The organism is Pararhodobacter marinus (genome assembly GCF_003122215.1).
Lineage (GTDB): Bacteria > Pseudomonadota > Alphaproteobacteria > Rhodobacterales > Rhodobacteraceae > Pararhodobacter > Pararhodobacter marinus.
Genome location: NZ_QEYD01000001.1, coordinates 287,775 through 300,396, shown reverse-complemented (window position 1 = coordinate 300,396; position 12,622 = coordinate 287,775). Strand labels below are relative to the sequence as shown.

Here is a 12,622-nt window from a genome sequence, read left to right as displayed (position 1 = left end):
TCTCCTTCGTGAGACGGCGCCGGATCACGGCGATCCGGCTTTACGGGCCATGAACCGCGTCGCAACCGCTATGTTCCCGCCGCCGCGTGAAAATCGGCGGAAGACGCGCCCCGCATCAGCCGGGCCGAAGGTCCGGGAACATCCCCGCGATCAAGCGGTTTACAGCCGCACGGAATCGGGGTTGGCGCACCACGCCCCCGGTCCCCCCTCTAGATCCAGCGCAGCAGGTAACGCCATGACCGACGATCCCCTCTATCGCCCGACCGCCGACAGCCAGACCGGCACCGCCACGACCGAGCATGCCGCCGCGCGCGGCGAGGGGGGCGAATGGCATCAGCACCCGGGCTCCGACAAGGAGCGGATGACGACCGCGCAAGGAGCGCCGGTGCGGGACAACCAGAATACCTTGCGGGCCGGCGCGCGCGGCCCCGCGCTGCTGGAAGACGTCCATTTCCGCGAGAAGATGTTCCATTTCGACCACGAGCGCATCCCCGAGCGCGTCGTTCACGCGCGCGGTTACGGGGCGCACGGCTATCTGGAAGTGACCGAGGCGATCCCCGAACTGACCTCGGCCAGCCTGTTTCAGAAAGCCGGAACCCGCGTGCCCGCCTTCGTCCGCTTCTCGACGGTGGCAGGCAACAAGGGCTCGGCGGATCTTGCCCGCGATGTGCGCGGCTTCGCGGTGAAGCTCTACACCGACGAGGGAAACTGGGACATCGTCGGCAACAATATCCCGGTCTTCTTCATCCAGGATGCGATGAAGTTCCCCGACCTGATCCACGCGGCCAAATCCGCGCCGGATCGCGGCTTTCCGCAGGCCCAGACCGCGCATGACAATTTCTGGGATTTCATTTCGCTCATGCCCGAGGCAATGCACATGGTCATGTGGACCATGTCCGACCGTGCGATCCCGCGATCCTTCCGGTTCATGGAGGGTTTCGGCGTCCACACCTTCCGCTTCGTCAATGCCGAGGGGGAAAGCCACTACGTCAAGTTCCACTGGAAGCCCAAGCTGGGCCTGCAATCGGTGACATGGGACGAGGCGATGAAGATCATGGGCGCGGACCCCGATTTCCATCGCCGCGACCTGTGGACGGCGATCCAGTCGGGCGATTTCCCCGAATGGGAGCTGGGCGTGCAGGTGTTCGACGATGATTTCGCGGACTCGTTCGATTTCGACGTGCTCGATGCGACGAAACTGATCCCCGAAGAGGAGGTCCCCGTGCGCATCATCGGCCGTCTGGTGCTGGACCGCATGGTCGACAATTTCTTCGCCGAGATCGAACAGGTGGCCTTTTGCACGCAGAACATCGTGCCGGGGATCGATTTCACCAACGATCCGCTGCTGCAGGGCCGGAATTTCAGCTATCTCGACACCCAGCTCAAGCGGCTGGGCGGGCCGAACTTCACCCATCTTCCGATCAACGCGCCGAAATGCCCGTTCCATCATTTCCAGCAGGACGGCCACATGGCGATGCACGCGCCCAAGGGCCGGGCCAATTACGAGCCGAATTCCTGGTCGCAGGGCGGGCCGCGCACGGATCCGGACACCGGCTTCCGGTCTTACCCCGAGCGCGTCGAGGGCGAGAAGCGCCGCCTGCGGCCCGAGAGCTTTGCCGACCATTACAGTCAGGCCCGCCAGTTCTATCGCAGCCAGACCGGGATCGAGCAGAAGCATATCGCCGATGCGCTGATCTTCGAATTGTCGAAGGTCGAGACCCCTGCCATCCGCGAGCGGCTGGTCTCGCATCTGCCGCATATCGACGAGGGGCTTGCCAAGGCCGTTGCCGAGGGGCTTGGCCTGGCGCAGCTGCCCGATACCGCCGAAGCGGCGCGCGCGCCTGTGGATCTGAAAGCGTCGGACAGGCTGTCGATCCTGAAAAACGGCCCCGACGCGTTCAAGGGCCGCAAGCTGGGTCTTCTGGTCACCGACGGGGCGGATGCCGCGCTGGTCCGCGCGCTGCAGGAGGCCGTGGACAAGGCCGGTGGTATGGTCGAGGTCGTCGCGCCCCATATCTTCGGCGTCACGCTGTCCGATGACGAGGAACTGCCCGCGCAGCAGAAGGTCGAAGGCGGGCCGTCGGTGCTGTACGACGCTGTCGCCATCGTCGTCAGCAAGGACGGGGCCGAGGCACTGGCACAGATGCCGGCCGCGCGCAGCTTTGTCGCCGATGCCCATGTCCACGCCAAGTTCATCGCCTATTCGCCCGACGCCGAAACGCTGCTCGACCGCGCGGGCGTCGGTGAACCGGATGCGGGGATGGTCCGGCTCGACAAGGCCAAGGACGCGTCCGGCTTCGTGAAGATCTGCGGCGCGCTGCGGTTCTGGGACCGCGTCGCCTGACGGGGAACGGCCAGAGCCGGAAACCTCTGGCCCGGGGGAGGCCAGGTCCTGACCCCCGGGACGGAACAGCGGTCCGGCGCGCGAATTGCGTGCCGGATCGGCGTTCCTGTTGCGGGTCTTTTCGTCCGACCCTTCGCGCCGTTTCCAATCCGTCGGACTCCTGCGCCTTGCCCCCTCTGCGGCCCAAAGGAGGCCCCTTTCCCTCGGCGGAAAGCCCGGCTAGTCTCGCCGCCGGGGACCCGGCCGGCCCCGCTGGACAGAGGATTCCCATGGATTTCAAAGCGCTCTTCATGGGCCTCGCTTTCGCCTTCATGTGGTCCTCGGCCTTTACATCGGCCCGGATGATCGTCGCGGACGCGCCGCCTCTCTACTCGTTGTCGCTGCGGTTCCTCATCTCGGGGCTGATCGGCGTCGCGCTCGCGCGGATGCTGGGCGAAAGCTGGAACCTGACGCGCTCTCAGTGGCGGGCGACGATCATTTTCGGGATCTGCCAGAACGCGGCCTATCTGGGCCTCAACTTCATCGCCATGCAGTGGATCGAGGCCTCGGCCGCCGCGATCATCGCCTCGACCCTGCCGCTGATGGTGGCTGCCGCCGGCTTCCTGTTCATGGGCGACAGGCTGAAACCCGTCGCCGTCGCCGGGTTGGTGGCCGGTTTCGGGGGCGTGATCCTGATCATGGGCGCGCGTTTCGGCGGCGGGCTGGACCCGGTCGGTGTCGCGCTGTGCGTGCTGGCCGCCATCGCGCTGACCATCGCCACGCTGGCTTTGCGCGGCGCCTCGTCGGGCGGGAACGTGATGATGGTGGTCGGGCTGCAGATGCTGGTGGGCTCGGTCGCGCTGATCGGCCCGGCGCTGGCCTTCGAGACGTTCGAGGTCCACTGGACCCCGCGCCTGATCCTTGCCTTCCTCTATACCACGCTGGTGCCGGGCCTCGCCGCGACCTGGGTCTGGTTCATGCTGGTGCAGCGCATCGGTGCGGTGCGCGGCGCGACCTTCCATTTCCTCAATCCGTTCTTCGGCGTGGCCATCGCGGCGGCCCTGCTGGGCGAGGGGTTGGGCCTGATCGACGTGATCGGCGTCGCCATCATCATGGCCGGGATCCTGGCGGTGCAGCTTTCCAAGGCGCCGCCCCGGCCTATCTGATCCGCCATGAGCAAGGAACCACGCTATTCCCGCCGAAGCCGCACGCCCCCCGGGGCGCCCCCCGGCACGCTGTCGGTCGATCCCGAGGCCCGCGCCACGAGGGTCCATTCCTTCCGCTTCTCGCCCGACGGGGTGGAAGAGAAAGAGGGCCTTCTTCCGGTCGAGGAGGGGCAGGTGCTGTGGCTGAACGTCGACGGTCTGGGCGACCACAAGATGCTGAGCCATATCGCCGCGACCTTCGGCCTGCATCCCTTGGCGATGGAGGACGTGGTCAGCGTCCATCAGCGCCCCAAGGCCGAGGAATACGAAGCCCATCACTTCATCGTCTTGCGCATGCCCGACCGGGGCGCCGCGCAGCTGGCGACCGAACAGGTGGCGATCTTTCTGGGTGACGGCTATGTCATCACCTTCCAGGAGAAGCCCGGCGACGTGTTCGATCCCGTCCGCGCCCGGCTGCGCAACCCGGTCGGCCAGATGCGCAAGCGCGGCGCGGATTACCTGTGCTATGCGCTGATCGACGCGCTGATCGACGCCTATTTCCCGGTGGTCGAACAGCTGGGCGATCAGCTGGAGACGCTGGAAGACGACATCGTCTTCCAGACGGGCGAGGTCGAGATGGGCCAGATTCACGCCCATAAGCGCGAATTGATGAGCGTGCGCAGCGCGGTCTGGCCGATGCGCGACGTGGTGGCGACGCTGCAGCGCGAAGAGATCCAGCGCTTTTCCGACAATACCCGGCTGTATCTGCGCGATGTGCAGGATCACACCGTGCAGTTGATCGAAACGATCCAGACCTACCGCGAAATTGCCACCGGGCTGGTCGATCTGCTGCTGTCGAGCCAGGCCAACAAGTCCAACGAGGTGATGCAGGTCCTGACGCTGATCGCCACGATCTTCATTCCGCTGACCTTCATCGTCGGCGTCTACGGGATGAATTTCGACTACATGCCCGAGCTGCACTGGAAATGGAGCTATCCCATCGTCATGGCGCTGATGGCGATCATGGCGCTCGCGCTGACCTACTGGTTCCACCGCAAGGGCTGGCTGTGGAGCAAGCCCCGGCGCTGACCCCGCCCGGTCAGATGGCGCCGCGCGGCATCGGGTTGGTGCCGGCCTTGTAGGCGGACCAGTCGTCGATGTCGGGATAGAATTGCTTGCGCCACGCGCGGACGCGCGGATTCATCATCCGGCGCCACCACGGCGGAAACGCCGCGACGAAGATCATCGCCGGATAGCCCGCCGGCAATTGCGGGGCTTCCTCGGCCGTGTAGGTCCGCAGAAGCGGAAAGCGGCGGTCGGGCTTGTAATGATGATCGGAATGGCGCTGCAGATTGATCAGCAGCCAGTTCGACGCCTTGTGCGCCGCGTTCCACGAATGCCGCGGCTGGACATGCTCGTAGCGGCCCTCGCCCAGGTATTTGCGCGTCAAGCCGTAATGCTCGACGTAATTCGTCAGCTCCAGAAGGAAGATCGCCGCCATCGCCTGATAGACGAACAGCGCCAGCCCCAGCCAGCCGCCGACGACGAAAGCCAGAATCAGGAACCCGGCCTGCAGCCCGGCATAGCGCCAGAACGGGTTGGCGGGGTCGAACGGACCTTTGCCCGCACGCTTCAGCATCGCCACCTCGGCCCGCCAGGCCGAGCGCGGGCAATCGCGCAGCACGCGGACAAAGAAGCTCCAGAACCCCTCGTTATAGCGCGCACTGACCGGATCGCGCGGCGTGGCGACCCACAGGTGATGCACGCGCAGATGCTCCGAGCGGAAATGCGAGTACAGCGCCTGCGCCATCAGCAGATCGCCCAGCCAGCGCTCGGACGGGGATTTCTGATGCATCAGCTCATGGGCATAGACGATGCCGATGCCGCCGGTCGCCATGCCAAGCCCGTAGAACAGCACCAGCAATTCGTGCCAGACCAGATCGCCGCGATGGGTGACGTACCAGATCAGGCCGAAGATCATCGCGGTCTGTATCGGGAACCAGATCAGCGTGATCAGGCGATACCATAAAAGCTGCTCGACGGGCGTTCCGGTATCGGGATTGGCAAGGTTCAGCCCGCCGATCGCATCCATGAGCGAGATCAGCCCGAATGCGTAGAGCGGCGCCAGCAGCAACCAGAAGCCGCCGCCCCACGCACCGATCCAGATCAGCGGCACGAAACCCAGCGACAGCCAGAAAGGCAGCGCGGCGGCAAGCGACGAGATCGGTCTGACGGCGGTGGTCATGGAAGCGCTCCGTTCCCCGCTACCCTAATCCCGCTTGCGCGGGGCGAAAAGGTCGCCCGATGCCGCATCCGCGTGATCGTGGACCTTGCGCATCAGCGTGGGCAGCGCGGTCGGGTCGAAGCCGGGGCGGAAGTCGCCCCGCTCGGGCGCGGCGTCCTGCGGCAGATGGGCCAGCGCGACCGTCAGCTCCAGATGGAAATGGGTGAAGGTGTGCTTCACCACGCCCGGCAGGATGGTCCAGTCCGCCGGGATAGGCGGCGCGGGGTCCGGATCGTCGGACCAGTCGGTGCCGGGCCATCCGGGCATCCCGCCCAGAAGCCCCTTGGGCGGGCGCGTTTCCAGCAGCGGCGCGCCGTCCGCGCGGAACGCGACATAGGCGATGCCGCGCCGGGTCGGCTTGGGCGCCTTGGGTGTCTTGCGCGGCAGCTCGGCGGCGATCCCCTGCGCGCGCGCCGCGCAGAAACCCTCGAGCGGACAATCGGCGCAGCGCGGATTGCGCGGCGTGCAGACCGTCGCGCCCAGATCCATCATCGCTTGCGCGAAATCGCCGGGGCGCTGCTGCGGTGTCAGGGTCGCGGCCAGCCGCGCCAGCGTTGGTTTCGACTTGGGCAACGGGTCCTGTACCGCGAAAAGCCGCGAGACCACGCGCTCGACATTGCCGTCGACCACCGTTTCGGGCCGGTCGAAGGCGATGGCGGCCACGGCAGCGGCGGTATAGGCGCCGATGCCGGGGAGCGCGCGCAGCCCGTCCAGCGTATCGGGAAACGCCCCCGCCTGTGCGACCTGCCGCGCACAGGCGATCAGGTTGCGCGCGCGGGCGTAATAGCCAAGACCCGCCCATTCGGCCATCACCTCGGCATCCTCGGCGGCGGCCAGTGCCCCGACATCGGGCCAGCGGGTGGTGAAACGGTCGAAATAGGCTTTCACGCTGGCCACCGTCGTCTGCTGCAGCATGATCTCGGACAGCCAGACGCGGTAGGGATCGGGCCGTTCGCCCGCCGCACGGTCTGCCGGCCCCACGCGCCACGGCAGCACCCGTGCGGCCCGGTCGTACCAGCGCAGAAGCGCCGCGGCTTCGTGGCGTGTTGCAGTCCCGTCACGCATTCTTGACGCCTCCTGTCGCGCGGCCTCTGGCCAAGGCTTTCAGAGTCACTAAGATATTGCCGACTGACAGGAAAGCCCGCCCCGCAATGACCTCTGCCTCGAAAGCCCCCGATGCCCCGCGCGCGAAAGCCTCGCGCCGGATGCGCGGATTCGAGCCGGCCAGTGGGCTGTTGCGCGACCCGATCCGCAAGGCGGGCGAATCGCGCGGCTTCGCCGTCACCCGCCTGCTAACCCACTGGCCGGAGATCGCCGGCCCGGAACTGGCGCGGATGTGCCGGCCGGTGAAGGTCAGCTATGCCCAGCAGGGGATCGGCGCCACGCTGACGCTGCTGGCCTCGGGCGCCGCCGCGCCGCTGGTGCAGATGCAGGCCGACACGCTGCGCGACAAGGTGAACGCAATCTACGGCTATGCCGCGATCAGCCGGGTCCGCGTGACCCAGACCTCGGCGCGCGGGATGGCGCCGCAACTGGCCCCCGGACTGGCAGAATCGCAGCGCCCCTTCGAGGGGCCGAATATCGCCACACCCTCGCCCAATGCGCTGTCGCGTGCGCGGCAGGTGGTCGAGGGTATGACCGAAGGCGTGAGCGATGGCGGGCTGAAGGCCGCGCTGGATCGTCTCGCCACCCAAGTTCTCATGCGACAGGACCGGCAAGCCCAGACACGGCGCCGGGACGAAGGAAAGGATACAGAATGAACCGACGCTCGCTTCTGCTTTCGGGCGGCGCCGCTTTGGCCGCCGCCGGTGCCTATGCCGGCTACACCAATCTGACAGGTCGCCCGGTGCCCGGCCAGACCCTGATCGCGCCCGGCGCCGCCCATGCCCAGACCGAGGGCGAGGTCGATACCTCGCGCGTCGAGGACCTGGTTCTCGGCAATCCCGATGCCGAGGTGACGATCATGGAATTCGCCTCGTATACCTGCCCGCATTGCGCCAACTTCCATGCAAGTGTATGGCCGCAACTGAAGGAAGAATACATCGATACCGGCCGCGTGCGCTTCGAATACCGCGAGGTCTATTTCGACGCCTATGGCCTGTGGGCCGCGCTGGTCGCGCGCTGCGGCGGGCAGATGCGCTATTTCGGCATCTCGGACATCCTGTATGACGAGCAGCAGCAATGGGCGCGCGGCTCGGACGCCAACGAGGTCGCCGACAACCTGCGCCGCATCGGCCGCCGCGCCGGGCTGACCGACGAGGCGCTGAACGAATGCCTCGCCGACCGCGAGATGGCCACGGCCATGATGCAGGTCTACCAGGAAGGGATGGAGGAATACGAGATCACCGGCACCCCGTCCTTCGTGATCAACGGCACGACCTATTCCAACATGAGCATGGATGAATTCCGTGCGATCCTGGACCCGCTGCTGGCCGACGGATGAGCGCAACACCGCTGAAAGGGCTGCGCGTCGTCGAACTGGCGCGCATCCTTGCCGGCCCCTGGGCCGGTCAGACGCTGGCCGATCTGGGCGCCGAGGTGATCAAGGTCGAGGCCCCTGAAGGCGACGATACCCGCCGCTGGGGGCCGCCCTTCATCGACCGCGACGGCACCCCGGTCGCGGCCTATTTCCATTCCGCGAACCGCGGCAAACGCTCGGTCACCGCCGATTTCCGCACGCCCGAAGGGCAGGCGAAGGTCAGGGCCTTGCTGGCCGATGCCGATATCCTGATCGAGAACTTCAAGGTCGGCGGGCTGAAGAAATACGGCCTCGATTACCAGACGCTGAAAGACGTCTTCCCGCGGCTCATCTATTGCTCGATCACCGGCTTCGGGCAGGACGGCCCCTATGCCCACCGCGCGGGCTACGATTACATCATCCAGGGGATGTCCGGGCTGATGTCGATCACCGGCCCGGCCGAGGGCGAACCGCATCGCGTGGGGGTCGCCGTAACCGACCTGTTCACCGGGGTCTATTCCACCACCGCCATTCTTGCCGCCGTGATCGAACGCGGGCGCACGGGGAAGGGCGCGCATGTCGACATGGCGCTTCTGGATTGCGCGGTCTCGGTAATGGCGAACCAGGGCATGAACTACCTGTCCTCGGGCCATGCGCCGGGCCGGACCGGAAACTGGCATCCCAACCTCGTGCCCTATCAGGTGTTCGAGGTCGCGGATGGCCATATCATCATCGCCACCGGGAACGACGCGCAGTATCACCGGTTGTGCACGCTGTTGGGTCTGGAAGACCTGATCACGCATCCCGATTACCGCGACAATGCCGGCCGCGTCGCCAACCGCGCGCCGCTTTGCGAGGCGATCTCGGCCAGGACGCGCGGCTGGACCAAGGCCGCGCTGCTTGCCGGATGCGAGGCTCAGGGAATCCCGGCCGGGCCGATCAACACGATGGACGAGGTCTTCGCCGATCCGCAGGTCAGGGCCCGCGGGATGGAGCTGGATCTGGGCGCGCATCGCGGCATCCGCTCGCCTTTCGTCTTCGACGGGGAGCCTGCGGTCTCGGCGCGTCCCGTGCCGACCTTGGGCGAGGCGGATGACGGGCAGGGGGGCTGTCTGCCCCCCTCGTCGCTGCGCTCCTCACCCCCCGAGGATATTTGAGGAACAAAGAGGGCCGCGTTTACCTGGCATCAAGGTTAATGCGCCACTCTGGCGGCACGGGACAGGCAGGGATGCCGATGACCGTGAACGAAGACGGCGGCGTGGTCGACTCCCGGCCACGCCGTTTGTCGTGCATCTTTGGTCCATAAATATCCCGGGGGGTCCGGGGGGCAGCGCCCCCCGTCCGTCCTCTCCGTCAGCCCCCCCTCCGTCAGCCCCAGGGGCCGGGGTCGTGGCGCGGGTCCGCGCTGCGCCGGTTCGAGGCCGGGCGGCCGCCCATGCCCGTCGCGCTGCGGGTACCCATCTCGACGGCCAGTTTCTCAAGCGCGGCGATGCGGTTCTCGGTCGCCGGATGGGTCGAGAACAGCTTGTCGCGCGCATGGGCATGCAGCGGGTTGATGATGAACATATGCGCCGTGGCGGGGTTGCGTTCGGCCGCGTCGTTGTCGATCCGGCTGGCATAGCCCTGGATCTTGCGCAGCGCGTCGGCCAGCCACAGCGGGTTGCCGACGATCTGCGCCCCGATGCGGTCCGCCTCGTATTCGCGCGAGCGCGAGATCGCCATCTGCACGAGCGCCGCCGCCAGCGGCGCAAGGATCATCATCGCGATCATGGCGATGGGATTCGCGCGTTCGCGCGAGCCGCCGAAGAACATCGCGAAATTCGCCAGCATCGAGATGGCCCCGGCGAAGGTTGCGGTGATGGTCATCGTCAGCGTGTCGTAATTCTTGATATGCGCCAGTTCATGCGCGACCACCGCCGCGACCTCTTCGCGCGACATGCGGTCCATCAGGCCGCGCGACACCGCGACCGCCGCGTTATCGGGGTTGCGGCCCGTGGCGAAGGCGTTGGGCTGGTCGCTTTCGATGACATAGATTGCGGGCGGCGGCAGGTCGGCATTGCGCGCCAGCTCCATCACCATCTGCTGCAGGTCGGGCGCGGTATGGGCGTCGACGGGGCGGGCATTGTGCATCCTCAGCACCGCCTTGTCCGAGTTCCACCAGGCGAAGGCGTTCATCCCGGCGGCGACGACCAGCGCGATCACCGCGCCGTAGCTGCCGCCGATGAGATAGCCCATGCCAAGGAACAGGGCGGTCATCGCCGCCATCAGGATCCCGGTCTTGACGTAACCCATGCGCGCCTCCGCTTTTACGCCTTCCGATATGGGGAGTGCCCGGCCTGCTGCAAGGTCAGACCAGCCCCTCGGCCTTGAACAATGCGTGTATGTCGGCGCGGGGTCGGGCGCCGATATGGCCGATCACCTCGGCCGCGGCGATGTTGCCCATGCGCCCGCAGGTTTCCATCGACCGCCCGGTGACCAGCCCGTAGAGAAACCCCGCCGCGAACTGGTCGCCCGCGCCCGTCGCATCGACCGGGATCCGCGTGTTGACCGGGGCTTCGACCCGATGGCCGTCCTTGATCACCACCACGGGATCGCCCGAGCGGGTGCAGACGACGATGCCGCAATCCCGGGCGGCGAGCGCCAGCGCCTCGTCCAGGTCGTTGACCTGATAGAGCGAGGTCCATTCCTTTTCATTGCCGATGACGTAATCCATTTCGTCGGCGACAAGGCGGCGGAAATCGGCGCGGTGACGGTCGACGCAGAACGGATCGGACAGGGCGATGCCGACCCGGCCGCCGCCCTTGTGGCAGGCGCGCGCGGCTTTGAGGAACGCTTCCTTTCCCTTGTCCTTGTCGAACAGGTAGCCTTCGAGGAACACGATCTCGGTATCGGCCATGACCGCGTCGTCGACATCGTCGGGGCCCACTTCGGACGAGATGCCCAGATAGGTGTTCATCGACCGCTCGCCATCGGGCGTCACGAAGATCATCGAGCGCGAGGTCGGCAGCTCGCCCCCCTTGACCGGCGGGTTGACGAAGGCGGTGCCGGTGCGTTCGGTATCCTGCGCGAAGAACCGACCGAGGCTGTCGTCGCGCACCCGACCCACCAGCGCGGTTTTCAGGCCCAGCGCGCCGACGCCCGCGATGGTGTTGCACACCGACCCGCCCGACGCTTCCTGCCGGTCGCGCATCGCGCCGAACAGGGTTTCGGCGCGTTCGCGTTCGATCAGCTGCATGATGCCTTTCCGGATGCCCATATGGTCCAGAAAGTGGTCGTCCACGGTCGAGATCACATCGACGATGGCGTTGCCGATGCCGGCGACCTGATAGGTTTTGCTCATTGCCCTGCCTCCGGGATGATCGCGTCCATTTCGGTTTCGACCAGCCAGTCGGGATCGACGAAGCCGCTGACCGCCATCACGGTGCAGGCGGGGCGGATCTCGCCGAAGACTTCGCCGTGGACGCGCGCGGCCTCTTCCCAGCGGGCGATATCGGTGACGATGATGCGCGAGCGGATCACGTGTTCGGGGCGCGCGCCCGCATCGGCCAGCGCGGCAAGGCTGATTTCCAGGCAGCGGCGCATCTGCGCGGCCATGTCGCCCACGCCATGCGTGCCGCCGCCCACGGCGATCGGTGCGGTACCGGCGATCGAGACATGCTGTCCGATGCGGACGGCGCGGCTGAAGCCGATGATCGGTTCGAGATACGAGCCGGAGGAGACATTGGTACGGGTCATAGGGTTTTCTCGTCGAAGGGGCAGAGGTCACGGATCAGGCAGGCGGGACAATTCGGTTTGCGCGCCTTGCAGACATAGCGGCCATGCAGGATGAGCCAGTGATGGGCGTGGTGCTGGTACTCGGCGGGGATGTTGTCCTCGATCGCGCGTTCCACCGCGTCGACATCCTTGCCAGGGCAGATGCCGGTGCGGTTGCCGATGCGGAAGATATGCGTGTCGACCGCCTGCGCGGGCACACCCCACCACATGTTCAGCACCACATTGGCGGTCTTGCGTCCGACGCCGGGCAACGATTGCAGCGCCGCGCGGGAGGACGGCACCTCGCCGCCATATTGCTCGACCAGGATGCGCGACAGCTTGATCACGTTCTTGGCCTTGTTGCGGTAAAGGCCGATGGTCTTGATATGCTCGATCAGCCCTTCTTCGCCGAGGGCCAGCATCTTTTCGGGCGTGTCGGCGATCTTGAACAGCGCTTTCGTGGCCTTGTTCACGCCGACATCCGTGGCCTGCGCCGACAGCGCCACCGCCACGACCAGCGTATAGGCGTTGGTGTGGTCGAGTTCGCCCTTGGGTTCGGGTTCGACCTCGTGAAACCTGCGGAAGATTTCCTTGAGCGTGAGATAGTCGAGTTGCGCGGCCATGAGGGTTCCTTGCAATGCCGGGCAGGCGGGCGCAAG

General features: G+C 66.4%; 12 protein-coding genes. 6 read left to right on the top strand and 6 right to left on the bottom strand.

Going from position 1 to position 12,622, the window contains the following annotated elements; genetic code table 11:
• Positions 1–235: 235 nt before the first annotated feature.
• The 3 genes from C4N9_RS01510 (at position 236) to corA (ending at position 4,557) form a co-directional block, all read left to right on the top strand.
• Positions 236–2,344: a catalase gene (locus C4N9_RS01510; RefSeq protein WP_109531518.1), complete on the top strand. Its 2,109-nt coding sequence runs from the start codon at positions 236–238 to the stop codon at positions 2,342–2,344.
• Positions 2,345–2,613: 269 nt separating this feature from the next.
• Positions 2,614–3,489 (top strand): DMT family transporter, encoded by an 876-nt coding sequence (locus C4N9_RS01505; protein WP_109531517.1) that lies wholly within the window; start codon positions 2,614–2,616, stop codon positions 3,487–3,489.
• A 6-nt stretch (positions 3,490–3,495) separates the two neighbouring features.
• Positions 3,496–4,557: a magnesium/cobalt transporter CorA gene (corA, locus tag C4N9_RS01500; protein WP_109531516.1), complete on the top strand. Its 1,062-nt coding sequence runs from the start codon at positions 3,496–3,498 to the stop codon at positions 4,555–4,557.
• A gap of 10 nt (positions 4,558–4,567) precedes the next feature.
• On the opposite strand, the gene C4N9_RS01495 is transcribed toward corA, so the two are convergent.
• On the bottom strand, positions 4,568–5,713 hold the full coding sequence (locus tag C4N9_RS01495; RefSeq protein ID WP_109531515.1) for an alkane 1-monooxygenase: 1,146 nt from the start codon (positions 5,711–5,713) through the stop codon (positions 4,568–4,570).
• Between the two features lie 24 nt (positions 5,714–5,737).
• Entirely contained in the window at positions 5,738–6,817 is a 1,080-nt protein-coding gene (gene mutY, locus C4N9_RS01490) for an A/G-specific adenine glycosylase (RefSeq protein ID WP_109531514.1), read from the bottom strand.
• 86 nt (positions 6,818–6,903) lie between these two features.
• On the opposite strand from mutY, the gene C4N9_RS01485 reads away from it, so the two are divergent.
• Genes C4N9_RS01485 through C4N9_RS01475 form a run of 3 tightly spaced genes read left to right on the top strand, consistent with a single transcriptional unit; the run spans position 6,904 to position 9,367 of the window.
• A complete protein-coding gene (locus C4N9_RS01485) occupies positions 6,904–7,512 on the top strand; it encodes a DUF721 domain-containing protein (protein WP_245902414.1) in 609 nt (202 codons plus the stop codon).
• Entirely contained in the window at positions 7,509–8,195 is a 687-nt protein-coding gene (locus C4N9_RS01480) for a DsbA family protein (RefSeq protein ID WP_109531513.1), read from the top strand. Before C4N9_RS01485 ends, C4N9_RS01480 begins: the two co-directional genes overlap by 4 nt.
• The gene (locus C4N9_RS01475; RefSeq protein ID WP_109531512.1) at positions 8,192–9,367 is read left to right on the top strand and encodes a CaiB/BaiF CoA transferase family protein; all 1,176 of its coding nucleotides are present in this window, start codon (positions 8,192–8,194) and stop codon (positions 9,365–9,367) included. Before C4N9_RS01480 ends, C4N9_RS01475 begins: the two co-directional genes overlap by 4 nt.
• Positions 9,368–9,578: 211 nt before the next feature.
• Here the strand turns inward: C4N9_RS01475 and htpX are convergent, their stop codons facing one another.
• From htpX to nth, 4 genes are read right to left on the bottom strand one after another with little or no spacing between them, the layout of a single operon-like run.
• Complete coding sequence (htpX, locus tag C4N9_RS01470; protein ID WP_109531511.1) at positions 9,579–10,502, bottom strand: zinc metalloprotease HtpX; 924 nt, start codon at positions 10,500–10,502, stop codon at positions 9,579–9,581.
• Between the two features lie 55 nt (positions 10,503–10,557).
• A complete protein-coding gene (locus C4N9_RS01465; protein ID WP_109531510.1) occupies positions 10,558–11,550 on the bottom strand; it encodes an adenosine kinase in 993 nt (330 codons plus the stop codon).
• Positions 11,547–11,945 (bottom strand): RidA family protein, encoded by a 399-nt coding sequence (locus C4N9_RS01460; RefSeq protein WP_109531509.1) that lies wholly within the window; start codon positions 11,943–11,945, stop codon positions 11,547–11,549. The genes C4N9_RS01465 and C4N9_RS01460 overlap by 4 nt, the downstream gene beginning before the upstream one ends.
• Entirely contained in the window at positions 11,942–12,586 is a 645-nt protein-coding gene (gene nth / locus C4N9_RS01455) for an endonuclease III (RefSeq protein WP_109531508.1), read from the bottom strand. Before nth ends, C4N9_RS01460 begins: the two co-directional genes overlap by 4 nt.
• Between the last annotated feature and the right edge of the window lie 36 nt (positions 12,587–12,622).